We start from the raw sequence: 26760 nt of genomic DNA on the forward strand, positions 1-26760 counted from the left end.
GCAGCCTTTCTGCTTGTCCCAATCACATCTTCAAAAGAAATACTGGACTAATCGTTCCCGAAACGGTATAATGTTCCATAGAGACGGAGGGTGAGCCATGGGACGGTACAAAGAATTTGACAGAGAAGCGGTGCTTCATAAAGCGATGCTCGTTTTTTGGAAGAAGGGCTACGAGGCGGCAAGCATTCCCGATTTGCTGAAAGCTATGGATTTAAGCAGATCCAGTCTGTACGAAACGTTCGGGGACAAACAAACGCTGTATATTGAGGCGATAAACCAGTACAAGAAGTGGAAACAAGCCAAGCGGGATATCCTAATCAATGCGACATCCGCCAAATCGGGAATTCGGCAGTACTTCGAGCTGCATATCGATTCCGCTTTGGACGCGGACTCGCCTAAGGGCTGTCTTATTACCAACGCGGCTGTCGGCATGGATTCGCCGGATGAGCAATTGAATGTGTTGATCAAGGAGCGGTTTGACGAGCTGGAGAAAGCCTTCTACGAGCTGCTGCGCAAAGGGCAGGAGACGGGGGAAATTTCCCGGGATAAAGATATCAAGACGTTATCCTATCTGCTCTTAAACCTGAATCATAGTATCAATATCGTTGCAAAGGTGCAGGGTGACCGCAGCAGGATAGTGCAGATGATGGACACGGTGATGGAAATGCTGTAAAGCATTTTTTTTGATCATTCTGGAACGAATGTTCCAAAAAGTAATTCTGACTAGCAAAGGAGTGTTTTCTATGCAAACATTACAAACAACTTACGTACCAAGCACGGAGAAATCGGTTTCGGCGTCGCTGATTTTTCTTCTTGCTGCCGCCTGCGGCATTATCGCTGCAAACCTTTATTATGCTCAACCGCTGGTAGGACCGATCGGATCGGCTATCGGGCTATCCACCGGGGCTGCCGCACTTATCGTTACGCTGACTCAAATCGGCTATGGGATCGGCTTGTTATTTGTCGTACCGCTGGGAGATATCCTAGAGAACCGTAAGCTGATCGTTTCGTCCTTACTCGTCACAGCCGCCGTACTGACAATTGCAGCTGTGGTCAAAAGCGCTGCTCTATTCCTTACCGCTTCACTCGTCATTGGAGTAGGCTCCGTCGCAGCACAAATCCTTGTGCCGTATGCGGCTCATCTTTCGCCCGAGGCCTTGCGCGGCCGCTATGTGGGTAACGTCATGAGCGGGCTGCTGCTCGGGATTATGCTCGCTCGTCCCATTTCAAGCTTGGTTGCGGAGTATTTAGGCTGGCGCGCCGTATATTTCATCTCCGGGGCGCTGATTCTCGTGCTGGCTCTTGTGTTAGGAAAGGCATTGCCCGCAAGGCGTCCTTCGACGGCCACAGCTTACCCGGCGCTGCTGCTCTCCATGCTGCATCTCCTGAAGACGACGCAGGCCTTGCGGCGAAGGGCGATTTATCATGCTTGTGTATTCGGAACGTTCAGCTTGTTCTGGACCACGGTTCCTTTGGTACTGACAGGACCGGCGTTTCATTTCACCCAGACGGAGGTCGCCCTTTTCGCATTAGTCGGGGTAGTGGGGGCCATTGCTGCGCCGGCGGCGGGCCGTATGGCGGACCGTGGGTGGGTTCGTCCGGCGACAGGCTGGGCATTGGCCTTCGTCATCTTGTCCGGGCTGCTTCCTTTGCTGGTTCCAACGGGTTCTGCCATCGCGCTACCCCTCCTAGTAGGTGCAGCTATTTTATTAGACATGGGTGTGTCCGCCAATCTGGTTCTCGGGCAACGGGTGATTTTCTCATTAGGGGCGGAAATTCGCAGCCGGCTGAACGGCTTATATATGGCCATCTTCTTCTCTGGCGGCGCTGTCGGCTCTGCGGCAGGGGGCTGGGCTTATGCAACGTGGGGCTGGGAAGGGGCGCTGCTGATCGGGATCGCCTTACCGGTCGCCGCCATGGCTTATTATGCGACGGAGTTCACAAAAAACATCGCCTAAAAACGGGCGATGTTTTTTTATCCTTCTGACGAGACGCAAGGGCATTGCAAACTCCATAAAACAATTGCATACTTATTTTACGCCGGGCGCAACTCTTTACCTTTCGGATTCGTTTGAAGGGTGAAAGCAACAATTTATTGTGACAGAGGTGCATGGAGTGAAAATAATGATGCGGGCAAAAGCAATAGCAGGCGTGCTGCTGATCGGAGTCACCTTAGCTTCCGACCCAATGGCTTCCGTTTCCGTTGCGGCTTCCGTGCCTCAACAGGTCATTATCCCCGAGTTTCCGGTTACGGTAAACGGATCGGTGATGGATGTAAAGCACAGCGAGTATCCTCTGATTCTTTATAAAGATATTACCTATTTCCCTATGACATGGAATAACACATCGGCACTTGGGTTATCGGTAGCCTGGGACGCAACGCAGGGCTTGAGCCTCGAGAAGGTAAACGCATGCTTACCGCTTGAGCAGGATTTAACCTCGATAAGCAACGATAACAGCCACGTTAGGACGGCAATGTCCGTTCCGTTTCCTGTTAAAGTGAACGGCACCCTGATTGATAACGATAAAGAGGAGTACCCCGTGCTTTTCTATAAGGACATTACATATTTTCCGATGACCTGGAGATATACGCATAACGAGTTCGACTGGAAAACAAGCTGGGACGCGAGCCGCGGCTTCGGAATCAACTCTTGCGGAGCAGGCTCTTTTCAACAAGTGGAAGAGGGGAGCGCACGCAACGTAGCGAACGGCGGGCAGCTGGCTGTGAAAGACGATTGGATCTATATGAACCCGGAAGCGAAGTACCACGGTCCGGGCAAGCTGGTTAAAGTCCCAATGAGTGGCGGCGAGGAAATCAAGCTATCGGACGATAACGCAGGTTCGATTAATATCGCAGGGGATTTTTTGTACTATACGATATCGGACCCGGCCAATCATAAGCTTCACGGGATATACAAAATGAAAACCGACGGTACGGAGAGAACCCAGATTTCATCCTCCCCTATATCTAATATCCGAGTAAAGGATAACTGGATCTATTATATTCATCAAACCTTTCAGCCGATGGAAGGTGTGACCGGCGGCGGCATTTATAAATCGGACGGAATTCATCGGATGAAGCTTGATGGTACGGGGGATGAGCCGCTTGCCGTCGGTGATTTTGTCACCCAGTTTTTCATCGATGGCGATCGGGTCTATTACATTGTGCAGCTGGTATCCGGCGAATATCATCTGTATGGAATGAATCTGGACGGTACTGAGCAAACCAAGCTTCAGGAAGACGTTACCAAAATGACTGTCATCGACGGATGGATATATTACCTACAAAATTACGGGAAGCAAATTATGAAGATGAATGCGGACGGGACGGTAGTGATTCCTGTGTATACATCCGACCATTTTATCTCTGCATTAAACTTTAGAGAAGGCTGGTTGTACTTGGTTACTGGCACGTTCGGTATACACGGAACGGCTTCGATCGAAAGAATTCGAATCGACGGAACGGGACGGCAGGTATTGGCAGGGGCACGCGCGACTTCACTTTATTTTGCCGGTGATCAGCTGTATTTCCCGCAGGCATGGATGGGGGATAATCGTTTGGAGCATATGAGAGTAGATTGATGTGAGACAATGGTTGCCAGTGTAGAAGAACATGCCCAATCAAGCTAAAATGGACGAACCTGAAAACGGGGCGTCCATTTTTTGCATTACATCCAAATTTATAAGGCCAATCTAAAAGCAAGCGTTATCAAGCAATGTAATAAATTGTTTGGCTGCAGGGGAAAGATGCTTCCTTCGATTATAAACGTATCGAATGCCTCGTAGAAATTTCATTCCTTGAATTGGAACACCCACCAGTAATCCGCTGTTAATTTCCTGAATGATTGAAAACTTGGAAACGATGGATACCCCAAGTCCGTGGATGACCCCTTGTTTTATTGCTTCGTGATTACTGATTTCAATATATTCCGACGGTGTGAACCCAACCTCTCCGAAAATTCCTTCTAAAAAAATTCGAGTTGCTGATTTTTCAGGCTTTATTATGAAAACCTCTTCATAAAGATCTTCCACGGAACACTCTTCTTTTTCAGCAAGTCTATGCATTGGGTTCACGATAAGAACAAGCTCATCCTGATAGAAAGTGCTGTATTGAAAGCGCGTTTCGTCAATTTGTATTTGATCCGAAAGAACCAAAAATTCCAGCTTATTGGATTCTAGCATTTGTAATAGTTGAGCGGAAGAAGTGATGTTCATGTTTATCTTAATATTAGGAAATTGTTTGGAAAATGAGCTAAGGATCTTTGGGATCAAGTAGACTCCCACAAAATTACTAGCTCCAAAGGCTAACGTGCCGTAAGACAAATTTTCAAGCTGATGAAGATGCTCTTTAGAGGACTGAAAAAGGTTTACGATTTGTTCTGCATATGGCTTAAAGTGCTCGCCGTATTTGGTTAGATAAAGCTTTTTACCGATTCGGTCAAATAGTGGAACGCCCAAATCATGCTCCAGACTTTGAATTTGCATGCTTACCGTCGGTTGAGAGCAGTATAGCTGTTCTGCTGCTTCAGTAAAATTCAAGCACTCCGATAATGTAATAAATGTTTGTAGTTTCGTTAGATTCACGGTCATGCCCCCTTAAAGAAACTATAAGTATTTGTAATGGTTACTAAAATATAATCAAATTGTTTAATAATAATATCCGACATATAATGAATTTGCAATTAAATAATAAAGGTGCTGACAATATGAGAATTGCTGATTGGAAACTTGGTACCAAATTGCTTGTTCTGTATGTAATTACTCTATTGACTATGATTTTATCGGTTGGTGTAGCGCTTGCAGCCATGAATCACGTAACCGGAAAGCTCATTCAAACACTGTATGAGGAGGGATACCAAGCAAGCTCACTTATTCTTCGAGCCGACAAGGATTTGTATCAGCAGATGTTGAACCAGCGAACCATCGTATTCTCTGAATTGCCAAAAGAGAGATATTCGCAAGAGATAGAGCATTATAAAAGCAACTTGGGAAATATCCGCAGCCGTATCCTGGAGGGGAAGGAGATATTTGAAAAGAATCGGGCAAAGTACGAAAATATTCTAACCGAAATAACCCATAAAAATGTGTTTGATAACATAGAGGATTTTTTTAGACAATTTGACCAGTGGGAGCAAAATACAACGGGTCTAGTAGAGAAAGCATCCTTGCTCCCCATAAAGGAACGTCAGCAAATCGTAAATGAGATTGTCAAATACGATGAACAGTTTGAAGACGCAAGAAATTCACTCAAAGAAATTCGTTACCTCATGGATTCGCTCCTTCTTGAAGAAGTAGAAAGGTCGTACTTGCTGATCCGTGACGCTCAATACGTTATTCTCTCCATCGTTGTCATATTATTTTTGATTGTTTTTATTCTGGGTTGGCGCTTGGTTCGGTATATGGTTCATTCGATTCATCAAATTGTTAACGTATCGGGTCTTGTGTCAAGAGGCAATATCAACGTCGGGCGAATTGAAATTAGAAATAACGATGAAATAGGACTGCTTGCAGCTTCAGTCAATACGATGACGGATTCATTGAAACACCTGTTTCAAACCGCAAGTGAGAGTGCTGCTTTGCTGGCAAGCTCATCGGAGGAGCTTCTTGCCATTGCTGTGGAAGGCGATCTAACAGCGGAAAAGATCCGAGAGGATTCGACGGTTATATCGGAGGGGAGTAAAAGGCAAAATGAAATGGTTACTAAGACTGTTGAAGCGATCAAAGATATGTCAGATAGGATCGCAGTTATTGAAGGCAATAGCGGGGTAGTATTTCGTTCTTCTGAAGAAACTCTTTTGGCGTCGCATAATGGCTTTGCGTCTGCTCGAAGTGTAATGGAACAAATGAAAGAAATTGATGAAGCAATAACAGATACGTCAATTATTATTAATCAATTAGGGAATCAATCGGAAAAAATTCAAGGAATTCTTCAAACCATAAATGAAATCGCTTCCCAAACCAAGCTGCTGGCCTTAAATGCTGCGATAGAGGCTGCAAGAGCAGGAGAGCACGGAAAAGGTTTTGCGGTTGTAGCGGAGGAGGTGAAAAAGCTGGCGGAACATTCCGCTCTCTCTACTCAAATGGTATCTGACGTAATACTAGACATTCGTATGCAGACACAATTTGCTGTTGATGCAATGAAGATGGCCACCGAGAAAGCACAAGTAGGAAAAATAAAATCAGAACAAATTATTTCGGTACTAGGATCCATCCGGGATAAAGCTGGAAACGTAACAGAAAAGGTTACTAGCATGTATGAGAGCTTGGAGCACATGAAAAGAGAGAGCGATAACATATCGAGGGCTACGGAGGAGGTGAAAAGAGTTGTTGATGAAACTACACAATACAACCTGAACAACGATAAGCGAATCAATCAACAAGCATCGTTAGTTAGGGAATTATCAGGCTCGGCCAGGTCCTTAGCCGATATTGCTGAACAAATGGACCACATGCTAACCAAGTATAATTGAAGCAAGTTTGAGTTTTCAGGAAAGGGGAGTATGATTCAAATTATAGACAATAATATGTCAGTGCCTCCATTATTAGGAGTCATCTTATGCAAGTTTTGCGGCTATGAGATTGACACAGTAGATACAGAAAAGGTGACAACGTACTATAGCGATTGTAAGCGAGATACATGTCTACTAAACAGGAACTGCAGAATTGGTGTGATTAATACCAATTGCAATTGAGGAGGAATAGCACAATGTCGGATGTTTCCATGTCTATTGAAAAAGATATTAAAGAATCACCGCCAACCAAGAAACCAAAAAGCAAATTTGAAGAGGGAATGAAAAGATGGGGGATTCCCATTGCCATCATCGTCTTTCTACTTCTCTTCTACATGCCAACACCCGAGGGACTAACACCCGTTGGCCAAAAATCCATCGCAATATTTACGGCTGCACTGATTCTATGGATTACGACTCCAATACCGATTTATCTAACATCTATGATGGCTATATTATTATTGCCATTGATTGGAGCCGTTAAAGATCAGGAAGTAGCATTTGCGACATTGGGTTTCGATGTTATTTGGTTAATGGTTTCCGCATTTATCCTAACATCTGCCATGATCAAATCGAATCTCGGCAGAAGATTCGCTCTTTGGATGGTCACGACCTTTGGAAGAACACCCAAAATGACATTGCTAGTATTAATCATCATTAACTTTGTTCTGGCATTCTTTGTACCCTCCACAACGGCTAGAGCAACATTAATGGTTCCTATTTGCCTAATATTGCTGGAAGTATATAAGGCCATTCCAGGTGAAAGCAACTTGGGAAGAGCAATGATGCTTCAAGGGGTCCAAGCGGATGCCGTTGCCACCTCGGGTGTTATGACAGCTACATCAAGCAACATTATAGCCGTAGGCTTCATCAATGACCAAGCGGGCGGTCATATTGGCTATATGGATTGGCTTCTGGCATCCATGCCCACTGCAATCATTACAATGATCATAACTTTTTTTATCGGGATCAAACTTTTCTCCATTAAAGGTGAATCCAACTTTCAAAACGCAATGGGGACTTTAAAAGAAGAGCTTAAGAAGTTAGGTAAGTTTTCGTTAGACGAGAAAAAAGCATCGATCATATTTATCGTAACCGTCATTTTATGGGCTACGGGAGATTATCACAAGAATTGGTTTGGGTTTGAAATTAGTACGGAACAAACAGCTGTGCTTGCAGGTCTCTTATGTCTTCTTCCTAGAATCGGGTTATTGAATTGGAAGGAAGCAAACATCAAATGGGAGCTTATGGTTTTCGCTGCCGGTGCCTATGCCGTGGGTAATGCATTAGACAAGTCCAAAGGCGCAGAATGGATCATAAAAAATGTGGTTAGCGCATTAGGCTTAGAACAAATGAGCCATACCCTGGTTTACATTGTGGTGATATTCCTGAGCATGTACAGCCATCTCATTTTTACAAGCAAAACGGTAAGAGTTACCATATTAATTCCAGCTTTTATCGCACTTGCTAAATCTTTAGGTATGGATCCCGTGATCCTTGCCTTAGCGGCTGCAATGACTATGACCTATACCATTACACTTCCGCCTCACTCAAAAGTGAATACTATCTATTTTGCAACAGGATATTTCTCCGTCTTGGATCAGATCAAATATGCTATTATTACTTGTTTTGTTGGAGCATCCGTTATCAGTTTGTCCTTATTTACCTGGTTTAAAATACTCGGATTATAAACACAAGGAGGAAGCCATGCTGTATAGAAAAGTAATTTTGGCCATTGCCGATGGAGTAGGAGATCGTCCGCATTATGCAATAAACAATAAAACACCGCTGGAGCTTGCTCACACGCCTAATATAGATCACCTTGCAAGGAGCGGAATTACAGGCATTATGGATCTGATTAGTCCTGGCATTCCTGTAGGGACGGACATGGGGCATTTAATATTATTTGGATATCAGCCTCAAGATTATCCAGGACGCGGCCCTATAGAAGCACTGGGTATCGGTATGGAAATTAAGCCAACCGACATTGTCGTTAGATGTAATTTTGCTACTGTGGATAAGAAGGGAATTGTCGTTGACCGCCGGGCAGGACGGATTCGTGAAAAAACAAATGAAATTGCAAGGGCAATTAACGGATTAGTACTTGAAGGGGGCGTTGAGGTTTTCTTCAAGGAGGCTACGGAGCATCGGGCCGTTCTTGTGCTGCGAGGCACGGGATTAAGTGACAAGGTAAGCGATTCCGATCCAAAGGCACCTAACGACGGTCAGCCCTACCTCTTAGTAAAGCCGATTGATTCTTCCGAGGAAGCTAAACGAACAGCATGTCTCATTAACAAATTTTTAATGAAAGCTCATGCCATTTTATTGAATCATCCGGTAAATATCGAGCGTGTTCAGAATGGCAAGTTACCTGCGAATTTTATATTAACGAGAGGCGCCGGCCAGATGGCGAAGCTGGAGCCCGTTACAGAAGCTCTTCATTTTAAAGGGAGCTGTATTGCCGGAGAAAGTACCGTACTGGGTGTTGCCAAGCTTGCCGGCTTTAAAACGCTTACTGATCCTAGAATGACTGGAAACATAGATACAGACATAGTCCTGAAAGCCAAATTAGCTGTCGAAGAAATTGCAGATAGCGATATGGTGTATGTTCATTACAAAGCTCCAGACGTAAAAGGGCATGATAATGAACCGTTGGAAAAAACGAGAGCCATCGAACTGTTTGATGACATGGTCGGAATGATTATGCAGGACTTACCGGAAAATGCATACTTGGCGCTAGCGGCAGATCATTCAACTCCATGTGAAATCGGTGAGCATACTGGCGATCCTGTTCCGATACTTATTTATGGCCCTGGAATCAGAAAAGATCATATTACTCAATATAATGAGATGGATTGTGCTCACGGCGGATTAGGGCGTTTAACGGGCAAATCGTTCATTGATACGTTACACGGGTTAATGGGATACGTAAAAAAACAAGGAAACTAGCCTGCCCATACACTGGAAGAGGAGGTTTAGAAAATGAACGGAATTGGCGTAAGCGGGATGGGCAGAATTGGAAGATTGATCATAAGAAAATTAATCATGAGTGAACTGGGAAGTCGTAACTTGCAGCTAAAAGCTATTAACAGCATCTATCCAATAGAAACCATAGCACATCTCTTAAAGTACGACTCCGTTCACGGAATTTGGGATATTCCTATTTTCATAGATAACAACAAGTTGATTCTTGACGGGCATGCAATCGAAGTAGCATTGGAGCGTGATCCGGAAAATATTCCGTGGACGAACCTTGGGGTCAATTTAGTTATTGATGCAACGGGCAAATTTAATTATAGAGCAGGAGCTCAAAAGCATCTTAATGCAGGAGCCTCTCATGTAATTATTACTTCACCTGGCGAGGATATGGATTTCACCGTAGTCATGGGTGTAAACGACCATCTCTACGACAGTACCAAGCATAAGATCGTGTCTGCTGCTTCGTGCACCACGAACTGCCTGGCCCCCGTCCTAAACATACTAGACCGTGCCTTTCAGGTAAAATATGGCTGGATGACCACAGTTCACTCATTTACATCGGATCAGATGCATTTGGATAATCCTCACATGGATCTTCGAAGAGCCAGAGCCTGCACTCAGTCGATTGTCCCGACTACTACAGGGGTCGGAAAGGCCTTGATTGATGTTCTTCCTCATCTTGCCAAGAAGATACACGGGTTGTCCATTCGTGTCCCCACGCAGGATGTCTCTCTGATAGATTTGACAGTAAAGGTATCTAAAAATGTTAGCAAGGATGAGGTTAAAAAAGCCATTTTGGAATTTGCATCACCTAGTTCCTCTTCCTATATTGGCTATACGGAAGAACCTCTTGTATCTATTGATTTTGTAGGTAATGAGTTTTCAGCTGTAATTGATGGAATCTCAATGATGGTTGAGGGCGATCAGATAAAGCTGCTTGCTTGGTACGATAACGAATGGGGGTATAGCTGCAGGGTGGTTGATGTAGCGTTAATGGTGCTTACTACATTGGAATAACAATTATTCAAGACTACGACTAGTACATAGCTACTAGTCGTTTCTTACGCTTCATCGCATAAGATGCGGGAATTTGTAGTCAGTAGGAAGTAAATAGGGAGGGGAAAATGAGGTTGAGGGAAATTATTGTATTCCTATTTTTCTGCTGGAAAGCTCCTTTATTATGAGCTGAACAAACTCCTGATCGATTTCTTCTATTTTCAGTACTTTTCGATACAATGAAATTAATTGCTGATCATTGAGCGTTTTCATAAAATTTCCTTTCAGAAATAAGATAAGGAAATAATACAAAAAACCCCCAAGCAACATCTTGTGTTTTCTTTAGGTTGATTGGTGTTATTTTTGGTTTTGACAAAAGCTTATGCAGTTCGACACTTAGTTTCTTCACTTGATTTATTACAGGTGCCGGCATTCATTTTGTCCTGTCCAACATATACGAAACCTGATGTGAAGACCAGTTCCTGCCAAGAACTTGTTTTTTCATGAATTTTATTACAATTGATGCAGTAATAATGCATGATATCGTCTCCGATCTCTTGGACTAGCCCAAGTATAAACTAAAACGTTTACAATAGACAGACAATTAAGAAAATTTAATATTTTTAGAAAGTATGCCGATGTGTTTGCCATTGCCAAGGGAAAGATGGATTGCATAAAATGCTAAAAAGTGGTATTGTATTGATCAATAACCCTATTTACAGATTAGGACAATGGAGGAGCCTGCCAACAGCGGGCTTCTTTTTTCTTTTTTTTATTTACCAAATGAAGCGAGGGGACTTAATGGCAAATACCATGTACAGAGGTCAACAAGGAAAAGAAGCTATACTAGGCCAATACGAGGACTACTTGCAGCGCTTGAATATTGATATTTCGCGCACTTATGTGGACACAAGTTTTGGGAAAACTCACATACTGGAGATAGGGCCTCGGGATGCCAAACCGATAATCGTTCTTCAAGGCGGGAATTGCATTAATCCGATGACTTTATCGTGGTTCAAACCCTTATTTTCGTCTTACCGGTTAATTGCGCCCGATACGATTGGGCATCCGGGATTTAGTGACGAAACCAGAATGTCCGCCAAGGATGGCAGCTTTGCTCAGTGGATCGTCGATCTGCAAAACCACTATGGCATTAGGAGCTGCGCGTTCATAGGTGCTTCCTACGGGGGAGGTATCATTCTAATTTTAGCTGCACATCTCCCTGAACGTATAGCCTGTGCGGTTCTGGTGGCGCCGGCAGGCATCCGCATGGGTTCGAAATGGACGATGATTAAACGCGTGCTCATACCTTTGCTTGTCTATAAAGCGACCTCTTCGGCAGCTGCCCTTCAGCGCATAGCGGACGAACTTTCATTTGGGCATATGGATGAAATCGACAAACAAATTATCGGAGACATTTTCACGCATGTCCGGTTGGAGCAAGATATGCCGGAAAGCGTAAGTGAAGCGGCATTGAGGGACTATACGGCACCTACCCTGCTGCTGACAGGTAGTCGGGATATTTTCTTCCCGGGAGAAGAAGTGGTTCAAAGGGCAAGGCAAATCATCCCAAATCTTGACGCCAAGGTTTATTATGAATCTGGGCATTTCCCATCACCTGTAGCAAAAGAAATGATGAATGTCGATATCCGGGTTTTTTTGAACGAGAAGTATTGATACCCTGCGTAGTTTGCGAGGTGTGCTCCGAAGGTGATAACTATTATTTCATGTGAATACAGTAAAGAAGGTCAGCAGCAGCGTATCTGAAAATATGCAAATTAACCAATTTATTTTTCTCTTTTTCCTAGCCCATTTGACCATTATGATTACAAAAGCATTCCAATCTGATGATGAAGAGGGAGGAGAGTTACATAAATTGAGGCAGGTACTTCAATTACTGCATTTTGGTTATCATCAGGCGATGAGCTGCATTTTTCCGGTGTCAATCTTTGCAACATTAGCTCTATCCAGCGTAATAAAGGTACCGTTGATTCATCGTTATGATGCCATTCTCCTTATATTGCTTGTAGTGCAATATCTCATGTACCGCAGCGGGTTAGAGACGAGGGATGAAATCAAGGTCATTTGTTTATTTCACTTGATTGGATTGGCGCTTGAGCTATATAAGGTAAAGATGGGATCATGGTCATACCCTGAGCCTGGGTACACAAAATGGCTCGGTGTTCCGCTTTATAGCGGATTTATGTATGCCAGTGTAGCAAGCTTTATGTGCCAGGTGTGGCGGAGGCTGAGGATGGACATGACAGGCTGGCCTGGGCTAACGCCTGCAGCGCTGCTAGGCGGTGCGATCTATTTTAACTTTTTTACCCATCACTTCATTCCTGATTTTCGTTGGTGGCTCACGGTGCTTGTATTTATTGTATTTTGGAAAACATGGATCATCTATCGGGTCCGGACGACAACCTATCGAATGCCTTTAACGCTCGCTTTTATCATTGTAGGTTTTTTCATCTGGCTGGCTGAAAATATTGCCACATTTTTTGGCGCTTGGAAATACCCGGACCAGCACCAAACCTGGCAGCTGGTTAGCTTCAGTAAGATCAGCTCATGGTTCCTTCTGGTTATCATTAGCGTCATTATCGTTGCACAGCTTAAATATGTTAAATCTAAGTCGAACAACGATACATGATCCACTTAACTATGGCATTTCTTTATAACGAGAAATGCCTTTTTTTGTTTTAATAATTGATATAACAATAATAAAATAAATTAAAACAGTAATAATATATTGTAAAACGATAAATTGTCTGGTAAAGTAAGATTAAAAATTAATGATAAGTGAGGGGCTTTTTATGAAACGAGGAACAACACTCTTTTTAAAGGCAGCGGTTATTCTCATTGGTATCCCGGTTCTTGCTATGTGCATATTTTTGGTGCCTGAGATTGGGAACTTTGCAGCAGAATTGTATCCCGATATTGCTTATATTAACGAACTCGTTTACATTGATTTGTATGCAATGGCGATCCCTTTTTACTTTGCCCTGTACCAAGCCTTTCAACTGTTAAATTATATTGATAAGAACAAAGCCTTCTCTGAATTATCAGTTCGAGCTTTAAAGTATATTAAGCTTTGTGCAATCACAATAAGCAGCTTGTTTGTGTTAGGCATGCCGCTATTTTATCTGATGGCGGAGAAAGACGATGCCCCGGGTATCATCGTCATCGGATTGGTCATGATTTTTGCCTCCATGGTGATTGCCGTTTTTGCTGCTGTTCTCCAAATGCTTTTAAAAGAGGCTATTGATATTAAATCTGAAAATGATTTGACGGTCTGAGGTGACAAACATGGCGATTATCATCAATATCGATGTAATGCTGGCGAAAAGAAAAATGAGCGTAACCGAGCTTTCGGAGCGGGTCGGGATCACAATGGCTAATCTCTCCATATTGAAAAATGGAAAGGCAAAAGCGATTCGATTATCAACTTTGGAAGCGATTTGTAAGGCTTTAGAATGCCAGCCCGGAGATGTTTTGGAATACAAAAGTGACGAAGACACCACCATTATCGGTTAAGTGGAAGCCTCTGGGACACAAAGGATATTAAAAAGGGCAGTACCGCCATTTCGGAGGTACTGCCCTTTTTTCGTTACCTTATGGAGGACTGCCTGCAGGATTTCCAATTTTATACATGCTTGGTCTATTGAGGCTAGGAACTTTATGCAAATCAACGACTAGCGCGTAATAATAATTGTACGGGTTTTTGACTACTTGATTTTCAAATACCCACTTTGGATCCCCGACATGTACCTGATCGGCTAAGCTAGTAATTAGGAAATTCGTCGTATTCTCAACGTGGAACAGGTAGCCTTTCTTGGCTTCCTCAATCGGTGACGAAGGTGCGAACTTCGTCTTTTGACCGTCATATGGTGCAGAGCCGCTTCCGCTATGTCCGAAAATTCGGATATGGTTGGAGTCTTTAATATGCATGTAAGTTGTGTTCTCTTCCGTCTTGCTCCCATAGAAGGTCACGTAATGGGAATTTAAAACTTCAACCTGTACATCGCTCTTAAGATATTCAAAGTTCGTCGCATACAGAGACAGCCCGTTGCTGGCGTCCTTATCCCTGATAGCAAGCAATCTCATCGTGCTCTCGTCCAATGTACTTAAGGCTGGATTGGTTGCGTTTGCTTTTTCGCCGAATAGCTGAGCGTAGACATTGTAAATTTTGCCGCCACCGCTGCCCGTAATCAGCATCAAAGGATGAATAAACTTTCCTGGAACCATCTGGAATTTTTCAAGATTTGCTTTCGTTCCACCAAGAAAACCATGAGTACGGATAGGTTCTATTTGCACAGCCCTCATCTTGGAGCCGCCGCCAGCCTGCCACTTAAGGGAGTACAGCGGATGAGGAAGCGGGTCTGTATTGGTTTTATCCGCACGTGTATTCGCTATCTCTCGCGGTGGCGTGATGGAGATGTCGCTAATGACCGTATTGGCATTCGCATCGTTTGCCGTTCGCACCAAAGGAGCAACCGCTTGAACGGCGGTCCAAGCCGGGATATCTTCGGGCCTCGTGTAAATCGTAGTGAAGGCTGGGCTAACACCGAAAATTTTTGTGTTGGGCTTCAGCTGCAGCGTACCTTTGATCCGGTAATATCCCTTCGGTAAAAATACGTAATCGCTTGCGTTGATTGCAGCCTGAATGGCCGCGGTATCGTCGGCGTTTCCATTCCCTTTGGCGCCGCCGGCGTAGATAGGATTTTTTACACTATAATCGGCGATATTTGCCATTTGGAAGCTTGGGAAATCCGCTGCCGTCCAGCCATGTTTCGACTGCAAAGTAGAGAGAGGCGCTGCATTATCTGAAGCTCCTACATGGGTATATCCTTGATCCGTTTTACTTATATAAACTTTACTGTTCCAGTCTAAGCTATTCCATGTGTCAGTCTTGCCTGTCGCATACTCCGTGATATGGAACCAGCCGCCTGTATTTGCATTTAGAGGAATTCCATTTGTGCCTTCATTATTCGTCAAAACTCTTGCTGCGTTTTTGACATAAAAGTTATTCAAGTAAATGGCTTCCGTATATTTTGGTTGCGCAGGAGGAACAGACGGGTCGCTTGGGGTGCCAATCGCCGAATCGACCAAATTACCGTTGGTAGCCGTAGTTACTATCGCAGGTCCATTGTAGGCTGACGGATATTCAATGGACGTATCGATTAAGTTTAAAGACCCGAAGAAGGGCTGCGACTTGGTCGTACGAACAATGGCAGGCTTTCCGCTTGGGGCCATAATTTTCATGCCTGCTACGACTGTGGTACCCCCGGCTCCTGCAAGCCATGGCACCTCGGTCTGGCCCTGCAGCGTAATATTTTGCATAGAAGGTACCGTGATCGTCTTTGATCTGCTGTCGATGCCGAATTTTCCGCCGGTTACGGTCACGTTGGTCCAGCTTCCGCCATTACCGGAGCCGCCTACAATGCCCACCAAACTACTGGTCGCATCAACTGTAACATCCTGCAAAACCCCGCCTTGCGCGGAACTCATGACGATACCGATCGCTCCGTCGTTGGGATTCGTCTCCGATCCCGGGTTGGAGTTCGTATCGACGGTAATGCTGTCAATCATAATATTGCCTTCCCGGTCGGCGGCATGCTCTTTTCCCCACTCGACCGTAATCTTATCCGGGTTATCATTTTTGTCTCGAGGCCCGATTTCAGGCTGGTAATAATGCAGAACTGCTTTCGGGTTAGTAGGATCCCCGAATCCCGAAGCTTGAGCCTTGAGCTTGATTGTGGTTGTTCCTGTCTTGGAGCCGATCAATACGGTAGGCATTTCATTTTTTTGCGCAATGAGAGTCATCGGGTTCCCCGTACGCATGGAAATGCCGGATGAAAGGTGAATCGTATCGGACACGATATACGTCCCTGCAGGAAGATAAACGGCCATTTGATAGTACTTGCCGTATTCAATCGCTTTTTGAATGGCTGCCGTATCGTCCGTTGTATCATTTACCGTCGCGTTAAAGGGGGCAGCGGTCACATCCAATATACCCCAATCACGCAGAGTCGCATTCCCTACATCCGTGGGGACAGTCAAATCCACGCCGTCTCCCACTGGTTCCGTGTATTGCTTCCACGTGTTGGTGCCTGTGACGGCCGGCCCCCAAACGACGGGAATCATTTTCGGATACGGTGCGGCAATCGTTGTGTCTACACCTATCTGACTGATATAGTTACTCTGGGTTAAAGTACCTTCATTGGGAGGCTCACCAGGTTCGACGTCAATCGTAAACGCATCATCAACTGTCTTAGGCAGCTGGATCTGTGCGCTCACAGCCGATAAGTTCATGGTGACCGCCATGACTGCCGCAAGGGTTGTAGCTGCCATTCTTTTTGATACCTTTTTTAATGACATCCTCTAATTTCACTCCTCTTTCCATTCGTTTTGGTTTTGGAATTGCCTGTAAATTAATGTTCGGGAAGGCACTGACCAAAAGCGAAAAAGTTGAAAGCAGCGTTTTCTCTACAACCTCCTTTCATACAAAAAAACCAATATATTACAATTCAAATTATAGACTATATGAGAACCTTTCAATATGCACAAAATCGCAGGGTATTGACTTATTTCTCATGAAATTGATTCTATTTTTGTAAGTCCATTTGCATTGTTACTTATTCCCGGTAGAGTCGAATTGTGCTAATGGGTATTCGCAGTAGAAGTTTAATTTGTACGGTCGTGGGATGCGGAACGTCCATTGCTTCGTATCGGCCTGCCGACGAGGGCAATGGTCACCAGCAGCATGAATGGAACGAGGAATCGGGCTGCTTCGGTTAATGTGCTGCATTATGCTCGGGATGAACCTAATGGGCTGCTTCGGCACGAAACCGGCAAAACTACAGCATGGAACTTGACGGTGCTTACCCGCTTGTTGCGGGTATTTGCACACTGGAGCAGGAGAGGAAGTATCGGGTGACATGGAACGGTCGAGGGTACAGCAGCCGGGGTAGATGGTGCGATAGAAATTCGATTGAGGGAGATCGTGAAGGGATACTGGGGATCCGGTCAGTATAACTAAAATAAGCTTATTGGGGAGCGACTTAACAAGTCTCAATTAAATTGAGCCGCTGCAGCGTCCGGCTTCCGTATGGTTCATCCACGGATGCTGCAGAGGCCAATTACGCAGCTTTTATAAATGCTGCTTAATGATTGCTATTCTTTCCGCATATTCCTCTTGCGTTAAATAAACGTTGCCCGGGTTCATTTGGAAGGTCGAGCCCCAATCCTGACGATCTGCATATTTAGGGACGATGTGCATATGTAAGTGGTGCATTTTATCGCCGTAGGCTCCATAATTCAGCTTGTCCGGCTGAAACGCTTTATCCAACGCTTCGCACACTTTTTTGACATCCTTCATGAATGCCGTTAATTGATCCTGATCCAGGTGGAAAAGTTCTTTGACGTGGTCTTTGTAAACGACATTACATCTGCCTGCATACGTTTGCTCTTTAAAGAGAAATACCGTAGAGACCTCCAACTCGCATATTTCAATCATAAGGTCGTCTCTTTTCTCATCCTTCATACAATACATGCATTCTCTATTGAGCTCCATGGGATCAAATCCTCTCTATTTGGGTATGAACAAATTCATTATAGCATGACAGGGATTACTGCAAGCGCTTAAGATGATTCATGTTGTATATTATTTGCATAAGGGGATTGTCAAAAATTATAATTCCGTGTAAAACCATATGAATAGGTGTAGTAATTTTTAGATATGTGTGTTATTGTATTTTTGTAATCTTAATTACAAATGAATTACGGGAGCCGTGCATGCCGAAGAAAAGAAATAGTGTCGTGCTTTCCATCCGGTTGGATGACCAGTCGTTGAAAGCAGTGGACCTGCTCGTCGAATCCGGGCTGGAAACCAATCGTTCAAGGGCGGCAGCGCATTTTGTTACGGCAGGGATTCAAGCCTCGGAAGCGCTGCTGCAGAAGGCGCAGGTTTTAGCAGACCATGTACACCGGCTGCGAAACGAGATGATCGATGCGGTGAAGCATAACAATGTGGAGAAGGTGACGGAGCTGATCCGTCAAGATTCTTCCCTCGTGAATGTTAGCAATAGTAAGGGGGAAACGGCGCTGCTTATTGCAACCTATCTTCGTGCGAATGAAATTAAAGAGCTGCTTATTGATCATGGAGCGGAGCTCAGTATATTCGAAGCGTCGGCGATAGGGAGCACGGCTAGGGTGAAGCAACTGCTGGAGATGGCACCGGAACTGATTGGCGCTTACGGTCCGGACGGATTTCAGCCGCTTTCGATGGCGGCACACTTCGGTAACGAAGAGACGGTTAAGCTTTTGCTGGACTGCGGCGCTGATGTGAATGCCAGAAGCAGGGACGGAAGCCTGAATAACATGGCGATTCATGCGGCCATTCTCGGCAACTATGAACACATCATCAGGATCTTGATTCAGTATGGCGCAGATGTCAATGCCCAATGCGAGGGAACGCAGCGTATGGGGTATACGGCTCTGCATGTGGCAGCTTATTTCGGAAGAGATTCATTAATTGAGCTTTTCTTACATCACGGAGCTGATCCTGCCATACGTAATGCCGATGGGGAAACACCATATGATTTGGCAGTGAGCAAAGGTCACCAGCAAGCAGCTGAACGATTGAAGTAAATGGTTTTTCGGCCAGAAATGGATGAATATATAATCTCTACCGGACAGCCGGAGAGGCACATGAAGCATTCGATGTGTCTTTCTGGCTGTTTTTTGTATCCGAGAAGGAAGGATTCCATTAAATGTCATTAGGATAAGGGGTGTATGTATGCAATACAGAAAGCTTGGAAGAACCGGTTTAAAGGTTTCCGAAATCAGCTTGGGTACGATGGCATTCGGTCGATGGATCGATGAAAAAGCATCCGCTGGCGTGCTGGATCAAGCGATAGAGTCGGGCATTAACTTCATCGATACGGCGGACGTATACGGAAGAGGGATGGACTTGGGGGATCCTACCTTAACCGGAGAGTCGGAGACAATCCTCGGTAATCTTCTGCAAGGCAGACGGCATGACATCATTCTGGCCACCAAAGTCAAAGCGCCGGTCGGCCGAGGTGTGAACGATGCGGGCCTCAGCCGGTATCACATTTATAGAGCGCTGGAGAACAGCTTACGGCGATTGAGAACAGATTATATCGATTTGTATCAAGTACACGGATTCGATCCGAATACACCGCTGGAAGAGACGCTTGGTGCGCTGGATGATCTGGTGAAGCAAGGGAAAATCCGCTATATCGGCTGCTCTAACTTTGCGGCATGGCAGCTCGCCAAAGCCAACGGGATCAGCGCGCAGTACTTGCTGAACCGGTTCGAAAGCGTTCAACCGGAATTCAGCCTCATCTCCCGAGAAATCGAGCAGGAGCTCGTCCCGTATGCTCAATCGGATCAAGTCGGCGTCATCGTCTATAGTCCGCTGGGCAGAGGGATCCTGACCGGGAAGTATCAACAGGAAGAGAAGCCTGAGACGGGGTCCCGTTTGGCGGCAGGGGAGAAGCGACTGATGCAGCTGCTTGAGAAGCATCCTTCGCACGAGCTTATTACCCATATTCGACCGCTCGCTGAAGCACGGGGCTGGTCCGTCGCCCAATTTTCATTGGCATGGGTACTCAGTCATTCCTATATTTCCTCCGCCATCCTGGGTGCATCGAAGCCTAAGCATATTCAAGACGCGCTGCAATTTGCCGGGGAGCGGTTAAGCGCCGAGGAATTGGCGAAGATAGATGAAATTTCGCGTAACATCGGAATACTACGATAAGGAGCTGGCGACAGATGACGCAACCAAACTATTCTCAGAATCAAAACCGGAAATTACATTTAGGCTTGTTTCTTTTCTCGACCGGGTACCATCCTGCAGGCTGGCGCTTACCAGAAGCGGTAACGGACGGAGCCTTCGATCCGAAGTTTTTGCAGCGGGTCGCTCAAAAACTCGAGGAGGGAAAGTTCGATTTCTTCTTCCTGGGGGATGCTCTGGCTACAAGCGCTGATATGCAGTATCAATTCCCTTCCCAAATGGTGCGACTCGAGCCCTTTACGATGATTGCCCACCTAACGGCGGTTACGGAAAAAATCGGGCTGATCGTTACGGCAAACACAACCTATGCCGAGCCGTATCATATCGCCCGAATGACGGCATCGCTTGACTATTTAAGTCAAGGACGGGTGGCATGGAACGTGGTAACCGGGGCGGATGCTCGGGCTGCACTCAATTTCAGCCGTGATAAGCACTGGGATAATACGAAGCGCTACGATTACGCCGATGAATTCGTTCAGCTTGTCAAAGATTTATGGGACACATGGGAAGATGACGCATTTGTCAGAAATAAAGAAACGGGAGTGTACGTAGATGAGAGCAAAGTTCATGCGCTGCACCACAAGGGGGAACATTTCTCCGTGGCCGGTCCGCTGAATGTAGCCCGTCCGCCGCAGGGGCAAATTCCGTTGTTATCGGCCGGAACTTCGGAGCGCAGCCAGGAGCTGGGCGCTCAATTTTCCAACGTCATTTTCACGGGGCAAATTTTGTTTGAGGAAGCCCGCAAATTTTATGCCAGTGTCAAAAGCAAGCTGGCGAAGTACGGACGTTCCAGAGAGGAGCTGTTCATTATGCCAGGGCTGGTCCCCCTGGTCGGAAGAACGGAAGAGGAGGCGCGGGCGAAATACCGCGAGCTGAGCTCGCTGCTCGTTACGAATTACGACCTTCGTCCGTTGTCTGCGCGTATCGGAATGGATTTGACGGGCTACTCGCTCGACGATCCGCTGCCGGATTTGTCATTATCGTCGCTTCCGGATCCAGCGGAATCCAGAGAATTCATTCGTCTGGCCCAGAACGCATCCGGGCATGAAGACATTACGATTCGCGAGCTGTTCCATTATTTTGCCGCGGTTGTCAGAGGTCATCTCCTGCTTGTCGGCAGTCCGGAGCAAATTGCTGATGAAATGGAACGCTGGTTCTTGAACGAGGCGGCAGACGGCTTTAACCTGTGCTCGCCTTACATGCCGGGGGGGCTCGATTTATTCGTGGATCTCGTCGTTCCTGAGCTCCAGCGCCGTGGGTTGTTCCGTACGGAATACGAGGGGACCACATTCCGTGAGCATTTCGGCTTAAAGCGACCGGCGAGCAGGTTTGCAAAGCAGAAGGCCGTTTTGGGTAATGGATAAAACCAGACCTCAACGGATGGAAGGAGGGAAAAGTTTTGGACGACAGCAAATTCGGCCTGAAAAACTGGCGGATCGTTACCGCTCAACTCGCATTTTTATTGCTTTTTCTAGCCTTAGTAGAGTACTTGGTTCGTGCTGACATCATCGGCTCGTTGTATTTGTCGAAGCCTACTCAAGTGGTAATAGAAATCGTCAGCTTGTTCTCCAAAGGCGTTATTTTCCACCATCTGCTGGTCACGCTGGGAGAATTTACGGCTGGCTATGTGTTGTCGGCGATAGCAGGCGTTGGTACGGGACTGTTTCTGGTTCTCGTGCCAAGGGCGGAGTCGTTCTTCCGTCCTTTCCTGTCAGCGCTGCTTGCCGTACCCAAAGTAACGATTATCCCTTTGCTTATGCTGTGGGTTGGCATCGGGTTATCGCATAAAATAGCGATTGTCTTTTTGTTCTGCTTCTTTACGATCGCCTTCAATACGATTACAGGCATTAAGCAAACGGCGGATAATCATCTGAAGGTAGCCCGTGTCTTTGAAGCGACTAGGTTCCAAACGATTACGAAGGTGATTTTGCCGTCGGCTGCACCAACAATCTTCGTATCACTTAGGGTTTCTGCTGCGACAGGACTTGTTGGAGCCCTGTTCGGGGAGATGATCGCGTCCAAGGACGGACTCGGCAATTTGCTGGTACAGGCGACATCAACTTACGATACGGCCAAAGCTTTTGCCATTATTACCATCGTGACCATTGTTTCTGTCCTTATTATTTCGGTCATCGATCTGTTTGAGAGAAGAGTTGTGTTGAAATGGAAATCGCATTAGAAAAGATAAACTCTTACATTATTTCGCAGGGGAGAGACTTATATGAAAAAACAGGTGTGGCGAGGAATGGGTCTGTTTAGTATGGTATTGGTACTTATGCTTAGTGCATGCTCCAATAACGCCGGGGGAGGGCAAAAAGCATCAGGATCCTCCGCTGCTGCAGCGGGAGCGAACGGCGGGGAGAAGAAGCTGCAAAAAATCCGTTATGCGGCATTTAGCGGGGTGAGCGGGCTGGCGGTCAACTTTGGCGCCGAGAAAGGCTTTTTCAAGGAGGAAGGGCTGGATGTAGAATTCATCACAACGCAAAATCCTGTGGAGAGCCTGACGAGCAAAGACGTCGACATCGCCGATATTGCAACGACAACCGCGATTATTGCAGCCGGGAAGGGTGCGCCGATCAAAATTGTTGCATCCATGTTCCGCACCAAAGGGCCGTTCTATCTTGTAGCCGCACCGGGAATCAACAGTGTTGAAGAATTGAAAGGGAAAAAAGTCGGAGCAGCTGCTTTCGGCAGCGGACTGGATGTGTATACACAAGTCATCCTAAAGAAACACGGCTTAAGTAAAACGGATGTGACCTATCTGGCTAACGGGGCTAACGATGCGGCTTATGCCAGTTTAACTTCGGGCCAGGTGGATGCGACGATCATTCACGAGCCATTTGCTTCGCTTGTCGAGCAGAACGGCAAGGGTAAAATTTTGGCTAAAGGCTGGGATTACTTGCCGACCTTCCACACCGGCATTTTGGCGTCCAGCAACGATTTCATTGCCAAGAAGCCGGAATTGATTGAGAAGCTGCTGCGCGCCTACTTCAAATCGCAAGAATACGCGAAAAGCCATCCGGACGAGTATAAGGCGTACTTTCTGTCAAAGATCAAGGTCGACCCGGCGGCATTGGATAAAGCGTTCGAGAGGGAAAGAGTGCTTTGGGAAAACAACCCGGACGTGGACAGGAAGGCTCTGCAGGATACGCAGCAGGTACAACTGGAGCTCGGATTGCAGGATAAAATTTACGATACCGATAAAATTCTCGATCTAAGATTTATTCCGAAGAAGTAAAGGGGAGGAGCAGGTACTTATGGCCGAATTCTCGCTTCAGGCAGTTTACAAAAAATATGAAGGCTCAAGCCCCATCGATACATTGACCGATATTAACCTAACAGTCAAAGACGGAGAATTTCTTAGCCTGCTCGGCCCAAGCGGATGCGGCAAAAGCACGCTGCTGGAAATATTGGCAGGGCTGCAGCTGCCCACGTCAGGGGAAGTGCTGTTCAACGGCAAACAACTGAAAGGACCGGGCGTAGAAAGGGGGGTTGTATTCCAGGATCCGTCATTATACCCCTGGCGAACCATCGCGCAGAATGTCGGGCTTGGGCCCGAGCTGGGCCGCATACCGAAAGCGGAAAGAAAAGCGGTTATTCAAAAATATTTGGACATGGTCGGCCTGAGAGGGTTTGAGAATAAATATCCGCACCAATTGTCAGGCGGCATGAAGCAGAGAGCGGGCTTGGCTCGGGCGCTGGCGAACAACCCCGAGGTGCTGTTAATGGACGAACCGTTTGGAGCGGTCGATCATTTGACACGCCTCCAGCTGCAGGACGACCTGCTGCAAATATGGGAGACCGAGAAGAAAACAGTCTGCTTTGTCACGCATGATGTATCCGAAGCCGTATTTTTGGGAGACCGTGTCGTATTACTTTCGCCTAGGCCGGGGCAAATCCAAGCCGTTTTTGAGGTTCCGTATCCACGACCGCGCAAACGCGACGATGTCCAATTGCTCAAAATTCAGAACGATATTTATGCTGCCATTCATCAAGTTAAGTCACAGGACGATCTGGAGTACGTTATCTAATATAGGGGAGGATTGGGCATGTCCAATTCAGTAATTGTCAATGTGGAGTGGTTGCGTGAGCGCATATCGGAGGGAAATCTCGTCATTGCGGACGTTCGGTTTTCACCGAAAGAAGCGAACTATGGCAGGTGTGCTTACGATGCAGGGCACTTGCCGGGGGCTGTATTCGTTGACTTCAAGGCAGACCTGACGGATCCGGCCCTGGAGCATGGCGGACGAAGCCCATTACCGGCACCTGAACGGCTTGCCGAACGGTTTGGAGCTCTCGGAATCGATACGAGTACTACCGTCGTCGTGTATGAGGATGTGAATGGACCTGCAGCAGCCCGTTTGTGGTGGGTGCTTCAATATATCGGCGTCGAAGACGTTCGGGTTCTTGATGGAGGTTTTGAGGCATGGAAGGGAGCAGGACTGCCCGTTACTGTGGAGCAGCCTCAGCCTGCTGCACGCCGGTTGGTTCCCCGTATCCGGGAGGAAGCCTTGGCTGCTGTTGAAGACGTAAGATCGGTCGTGCAAGGAAAACGTAGAGCAACCCTCGTTGATTCGCGGGATGCGAACCAATATTTGGGTCTGGAAGCTCCGTTTGACCCGGTTGCAGGCCATATTCCGGGAGCAGTACATTTTTTCTGGAAGGACGGCTTGCATAAAGACGGTACCTGGAAACCCGTTGAAGCGTTACAGGAGCATTTTGCCGGGTTACCGAAGGATGAGGAAATTATTGTCTATTGCGGATCCGGCATCTCCGCCACACCCAACGTGCTTGCCCTTCGGGAAGCCGGGTTCTCCAAAGTCCGTTTGTATGCGGGAAGCTGGTCCGATTGGATCAGTTATCCGGAGCATCCTATTACAACAACAGAAGACCTGCAATCACACCGACCGAAGCGAAGATAACTCCGAATGCCAAATTCCATAACGTGATCCGGTAAGGGTTCACCTGAAGCAGCCCGCTCATAATCGTTACCGTTGAATTAAACGTGCCCATAAAGGCTGAGGCGAGACTGCAGACAATCATGACGACAGCGATACTGAGCGGGGAAATGACCTCAAGTATAGGCGGCAAAAATAAACCGATCACGCTCATCACGACCAGCGGGTGTAATCCAAGTACGGGAAGCACCAGGAAGAGAACACCTATGCTAAGGAACAGCAGGACCGGCCACGCCGATATTGCTTGAACGGGTCCGGCAAGCCAAGTGAATAAAGGCGTCTGGGCAATCGCCATGTTAAAGAATCCGAAGGATAAAAACAACACCAGCAAATGCCGAAGGCCGTCGGTACTTTCCCGCCATTTCTTACGGCTGATCTTCACAAATCGGCTGAATCGGCGTTTCATGTAGGCCCATAGGATCGAGAAGGGCAGCAGAATTAACGTCATCGCCGTGAAGAAAGTGATAGGGAAGACGGAATGCACCATAAAGGCAGTACCCATTAATAAGGCCAGTGCAAATAGGAACTGGAAGGTATGTCTCCATGACGGAGGCTTGGGTGCTGCAAGGCTGCTTGAGACCGCTGCCGTCTCCATGACCCCGGCTTGGCGATAGGCTAATCCACGGAGACTACCCAATGTGAGAAGTACGAGCGACAAGCCGAACATCCAAGGAAAGAGCTTCGCGTAGGACACGCCGGTTAGTAATACGGCGGTAGCGACAAGTGGCTCTACAGGGCTCCATACGGCCACAATGCCGAAGCCGGGCAGAACCGAGGAAGCCACGAATCGTTTGGCCTCAGCCTCATCCACTCCCGCCAAGTATTTGCCGAGGACCCGCTTCATTAAGGGAAGTGCAGCAAAGAATAGGAACAGGCTCAGACAATAGCTGACGATGATCGAACGAACAAAAAGTAGATCGAGCCGACCGCCTTGCACTTGAAGCCAACGGCTTAAATGGCGGTCATAACCGCCAACACGGATAGCGTGGTTGACAAACGGCAGCATATAAAGAAGGGAAATCAGCATGACGTTAGACGTAAACATTAGAGGGAGCTTCTGGATAGGGATGTGCGCCCAGACTAGACATGCTGCCCCGGCTGTGATGAAAAGAGAGCCTACGATCCGGAACATACGTCTTGCCGCATGGAAGGACATAACGAAGCAAAGGAGAGCCAGCACCCCTTCGATATATTTGATCCATGCAGCCCCTCCGTAGGCTACGTCAACCGTGAAGGAGATTACCAATAAAGTAAATAAGCAAGGTCTGAGTTTTTGCGACCAGTGATCCCACATAGCGAGGCTCCTGACTTAACAAGGATGTATGGAACGATATCGTATTATAACAAGGTTCGGTGAGAACGACAACCCTGGGGCAAGGCATGTATGAACTTGGTCAAAGCGAATTTTGTCATTAGGCTATGAGGCATTCATCATTCGATAAGTGTGCGGAAGCATGGTAGAATCTGTATATGTATGAGTACATACGGATGGTGATGA

General features: G+C 46.5%; 23 protein-coding genes. 18 read left to right on the forward strand and 5 right to left on the reverse strand.

Features of this window, described 5'->3' with window-relative positions; all coding sequences use genetic code 11:
* Positions 1 to 97 precede the first annotated feature (97 nt).
* The 3 genes from RAC89_RS24410 (at position 98) to RAC89_RS24420 (ending at position 3582) form a co-directional block, all read left to right on the forward strand.
* Positions 98 to 673 (forward strand): TetR/AcrR family transcriptional regulator, encoded by a 576-nt coding sequence (locus RAC89_RS24410; protein WP_306616350.1) that lies wholly within the window; start codon positions 98 to 100, stop codon positions 671 to 673.
* 70 nt (positions 674 to 743) lie between these two features.
* Entirely contained in the window at positions 744 to 1958 is a 1215-nt protein-coding gene (locus tag RAC89_RS24415) for an MFS transporter (RefSeq protein WP_306616351.1), read from the forward strand.
* Between the two features lie 166 nt (positions 1959 to 2124).
* The gene (locus tag RAC89_RS24420; RefSeq protein WP_306616352.1) at positions 2125 to 3582 is read left to right on the forward strand and encodes a DUF5050 domain-containing protein; all 1458 of its coding nucleotides are present in this window, start codon (positions 2125 to 2127) and stop codon (positions 3580 to 3582) included.
* A 111-nt stretch (positions 3583 to 3693) separates the two neighbouring features.
* Here the strand turns inward: RAC89_RS24420 and RAC89_RS24425 are convergent, their stop codons facing one another.
* Positions 3694 to 4584 (reverse strand): LysR family transcriptional regulator, encoded by an 891-nt coding sequence (locus RAC89_RS24425; RefSeq protein WP_306616353.1) that lies wholly within the window; start codon positions 4582 to 4584, stop codon positions 3694 to 3696.
* 86 nt (positions 4585 to 4670) lie between these two features.
* On the opposite strand from RAC89_RS24425, the gene RAC89_RS24430 reads away from it, so the two are divergent.
* The 4 genes from RAC89_RS24430 to gap all read left to right on the forward strand — a co-directional run bounded on the left by RAC89_RS24430 (position 4671) and on the right by gap (position 10505).
* Complete coding sequence (locus RAC89_RS24430) at positions 4671 to 6470, forward strand: methyl-accepting chemotaxis protein (protein WP_306616354.1); 1800 nt, start codon at positions 4671 to 4673, stop codon at positions 6468 to 6470.
* Between the two features lie 236 nt (positions 6471 to 6706).
* Positions 6707 to 8200 carry an SLC13 family permease gene (locus RAC89_RS24440; RefSeq protein WP_306616355.1) on the forward strand — a complete coding sequence of 498 codons (1494 nt, stop codon included), beginning with the start codon at positions 6707 to 6709 and terminating at the stop codon, positions 8198 to 8200.
* A 16-nt stretch (positions 8201 to 8216) separates the two neighbouring features.
* The gene (locus tag RAC89_RS24445) at positions 8217 to 9458 is read left to right on the forward strand and encodes a 2,3-bisphosphoglycerate-independent phosphoglycerate mutase (RefSeq protein ID WP_306616356.1); all 1242 of its coding nucleotides are present in this window, start codon (positions 8217 to 8219) and stop codon (positions 9456 to 9458) included.
* Between the two features lie 33 nt (positions 9459 to 9491).
* Positions 9492 to 10505 (forward strand): type I glyceraldehyde-3-phosphate dehydrogenase, encoded by a 1014-nt coding sequence (gene gap, locus RAC89_RS24450; RefSeq protein ID WP_306616357.1) that lies wholly within the window; start codon positions 9492 to 9494, stop codon positions 10503 to 10505.
* 123 nt (positions 10506 to 10628) lie between these two features.
* Here gap and sda read toward each other — a convergent pair whose 3' ends face one another.
* On the reverse strand, positions 10629 to 10814 hold the full coding sequence (gene sda / locus RAC89_RS31765; protein ID WP_373430056.1) for a sporulation histidine kinase inhibitor Sda: 186 nt from the start codon (positions 10812 to 10814) through the stop codon (positions 10629 to 10631).
* Positions 10815 to 11162: 348 nt separating this feature from the next.
* Between sda and RAC89_RS24455 the strand changes: the two genes are divergently transcribed.
* The 4 genes from RAC89_RS24455 to RAC89_RS24470 all read left to right on the forward strand — a co-directional run bounded on the left by RAC89_RS24455 (position 11163) and on the right by RAC89_RS24470 (position 14018).
* A complete protein-coding gene (locus tag RAC89_RS24455) occupies positions 11163 to 12161 on the forward strand; it encodes an alpha/beta fold hydrolase (protein ID WP_306616358.1) in 999 nt (332 codons plus the stop codon).
* 199 nt (positions 12162 to 12360) lie between these two features.
* Positions 12361 to 13134, forward strand: a complete 774-nt coding sequence (locus RAC89_RS24460) for a DUF817 domain-containing protein (RefSeq protein ID WP_306617764.1) — start codon at positions 12361 to 12363, stop codon at positions 13132 to 13134.
* Positions 13135 to 13297: 163 nt separating this feature from the next.
* Positions 13298 to 13780 carry a DUF2975 domain-containing protein gene (locus RAC89_RS24465; RefSeq protein WP_306616359.1) on the forward strand — a complete coding sequence of 161 codons (483 nt, stop codon included), beginning with the start codon at positions 13298 to 13300 and terminating at the stop codon, positions 13778 to 13780.
* 10 nt (positions 13781 to 13790) lie between these two features.
* Complete coding sequence (locus RAC89_RS24470) at positions 13791 to 14018, forward strand: helix-turn-helix domain-containing protein (protein WP_284645542.1); 228 nt, start codon at positions 13791 to 13793, stop codon at positions 14016 to 14018.
* A gap of 78 nt (positions 14019 to 14096) precedes the next feature.
* On the opposite strand, the gene RAC89_RS24475 is transcribed toward RAC89_RS24470, so the two are convergent.
* Both RAC89_RS24475 and RAC89_RS24480 read right to left on the reverse strand, forming a co-directional pair.
* Positions 14097 to 16835 (reverse strand): glycosyl hydrolase family 28-related protein, encoded by a 2739-nt coding sequence (locus RAC89_RS24475; protein WP_306616360.1) that lies wholly within the window; start codon positions 16833 to 16835, stop codon positions 14097 to 14099.
* A gap of 799 nt (positions 16836 to 17634) precedes the next feature.
* A complete protein-coding gene (locus RAC89_RS24480; RefSeq protein WP_306616361.1) occupies positions 17635 to 18057 on the reverse strand; it encodes an HIT family protein in 423 nt (140 codons plus the stop codon).
* A gap of 221 nt (positions 18058 to 18278) precedes the next feature.
* Here RAC89_RS24480 and RAC89_RS24485 point away from each other — a divergent pair, with 221 nt between their 5' ends.
* The 7 genes from RAC89_RS24485 to RAC89_RS24515 all read left to right on the forward strand — a co-directional run bounded on the left by RAC89_RS24485 (position 18279) and on the right by RAC89_RS24515 (position 25226).
* The gene (locus RAC89_RS24485; protein ID WP_306616362.1) at positions 18279 to 19133 is read left to right on the forward strand and encodes an ankyrin repeat domain-containing protein; all 855 of its coding nucleotides are present in this window, start codon (positions 18279 to 18281) and stop codon (positions 19131 to 19133) included.
* Between the two features lie 148 nt (positions 19134 to 19281).
* Positions 19282 to 20268, forward strand: coding sequence for an aldo/keto reductase (locus tag RAC89_RS24490; protein WP_306616363.1), 987 nt, complete (start codon positions 19282 to 19284; stop codon positions 20266 to 20268).
* 14 nt (positions 20269 to 20282) lie between these two features.
* Positions 20283 to 21668, forward strand: a complete 1386-nt coding sequence (locus tag RAC89_RS24495) for an LLM class flavin-dependent oxidoreductase (RefSeq protein WP_306616364.1) — start codon at positions 20283 to 20285, stop codon at positions 21666 to 21668.
* A 35-nt stretch (positions 21669 to 21703) separates the two neighbouring features.
* Positions 21704 to 22483 (forward strand): ABC transporter permease, encoded by a 780-nt coding sequence (locus RAC89_RS24500; protein WP_306616365.1) that lies wholly within the window; start codon positions 21704 to 21706, stop codon positions 22481 to 22483.
* Between the two features lie 42 nt (positions 22484 to 22525).
* Positions 22526 to 23542 (forward strand): ABC transporter substrate-binding protein, encoded by a 1017-nt coding sequence (locus RAC89_RS24505; protein WP_306616366.1) that lies wholly within the window; start codon positions 22526 to 22528, stop codon positions 23540 to 23542.
* Positions 23543 to 23561: 19 nt separating this feature from the next.
* A complete protein-coding gene (locus RAC89_RS24510; protein ID WP_306616367.1) occupies positions 23562 to 24335 on the forward strand; it encodes an ABC transporter ATP-binding protein in 774 nt (257 codons plus the stop codon).
* An 18-nt stretch (positions 24336 to 24353) separates the two neighbouring features.
* Entirely contained in the window at positions 24354 to 25226 is an 873-nt protein-coding gene (locus RAC89_RS24515) for a sulfurtransferase (protein WP_306616368.1), read from the forward strand.
* Here RAC89_RS24515 and RAC89_RS24520 read toward each other — a convergent pair.
* Complete coding sequence (locus RAC89_RS24520) at positions 25180 to 26556, reverse strand: hypothetical protein (protein ID WP_306616369.1); 1377 nt, start codon at positions 26554 to 26556, stop codon at positions 25180 to 25182. The genes RAC89_RS24515 and RAC89_RS24520 overlap by 47 nt on opposite strands.
* Positions 26557 to 26760 lie beyond the last annotated feature (204 nt).

It is taken from the genome of Paenibacillus sp. GD4 (genome assembly GCF_030846225.1).
Taxonomy (GTDB): domain Bacteria; phylum Bacillota; class Bacilli; order Paenibacillales; family NBRC-103111; genus Paenibacillus_G; species Paenibacillus_G silviterrae.

Bases quoted from the DNA above. Each gene is read 5' to 3' on its own strand.
- RAC89_RS24430 (WP_306616354.1), top strand. From the start codon at position 4,671: ATGAATTTGCAATTAAATAATAAAGGTGCTGACAATATGAGAATTGCT.
- RAC89_RS24445 (WP_306616356.1), top strand. From the start codon at position 8,217: ATGCTGTATAGAAAAGTAATTTTGGCCATTGCCGATGGAGTAGGAGAT.
- gap (WP_306616357.1), top strand. From the start codon at position 9,492: ATGAACGGAATTGGCGTAAGCGGGATGGGCAGAATTGGAAGATTGATC.
- RAC89_RS24510 (WP_306616367.1), top strand. From the start codon at position 23,562: ATGGCCGAATTCTCGCTTCAGGCAGTTTACAAAAAATATGAAGGCTCA.
- RAC89_RS24470 (WP_284645542.1), top strand. From the start codon at position 13,791: ATGGCGATTATCATCAATATCGATGTAATGCTGGCGAAAAGAAAAATG.
- RAC89_RS24515 (WP_306616368.1), top strand. From the start codon at position 24,354: ATGTCCAATTCAGTAATTGTCAATGTGGAGTGGTTGCGTGAGCGCATA.
- RAC89_RS24485 (WP_306616362.1), top strand. From the start codon at position 18,279: ATGCCGAAGAAAAGAAATAGTGTCGTGCTTTCCATCCGGTTGGATGAC.
- RAC89_RS24520 (WP_306616369.1), bottom strand. From the start codon at position 26,556: ATGTGGGATCACTGGTCGCAAAAACTCAGACCTTGCTTATTTACTTTA.
- RAC89_RS24505 (WP_306616366.1), top strand. From the start codon at position 22,526: ATGAAAAAACAGGTGTGGCGAGGAATGGGTCTGTTTAGTATGGTATTG.
- RAC89_RS24410 (WP_306616350.1), top strand. From the start codon at position 98: ATGGGACGGTACAAAGAATTTGACAGAGAAGCGGTGCTTCATAAAGCG.
- RAC89_RS24420 (WP_306616352.1), top strand. From the start codon at position 2,125: ATGATGCGGGCAAAAGCAATAGCAGGCGTGCTGCTGATCGGAGTCACC.
- RAC89_RS24490 (WP_306616363.1), top strand. From the start codon at position 19,282: ATGCAATACAGAAAGCTTGGAAGAACCGGTTTAAAGGTTTCCGAAATC.
- sda (WP_373430056.1), bottom strand. From the start codon at position 10,814: ATGTTGCTTGGGGGTTTTTTGTATTATTTCCTTATCTTATTTCTGAAA.
- RAC89_RS24480 (WP_306616361.1), bottom strand. From the start codon at position 18,057: ATGGAGCTCAATAGAGAATGCATGTATTGTATGAAGGATGAGAAAAGA.
- RAC89_RS24475 (WP_306616360.1), bottom strand. From the start codon at position 16,835: ATGGCAGCTACAACCCTTGCGGCAGTCATGGCGGTCACCATGAACTTA.
- RAC89_RS24415 (WP_306616351.1), top strand. From the start codon at position 744: ATGCAAACATTACAAACAACTTACGTACCAAGCACGGAGAAATCGGTT.
- RAC89_RS24465 (WP_306616359.1), top strand. From the start codon at position 13,298: ATGAAACGAGGAACAACACTCTTTTTAAAGGCAGCGGTTATTCTCATT.
- RAC89_RS24455 (WP_306616358.1), top strand. From the start codon at position 11,163: ATGCTAAAAAGTGGTATTGTATTGATCAATAACCCTATTTACAGATTA.
- RAC89_RS24440 (WP_306616355.1), top strand. From the start codon at position 6,707: ATGTCGGATGTTTCCATGTCTATTGAAAAAGATATTAAAGAATCACCG.
- RAC89_RS24495 (WP_306616364.1), top strand. From the start codon at position 20,283: ATGACGCAACCAAACTATTCTCAGAATCAAAACCGGAAATTACATTTA.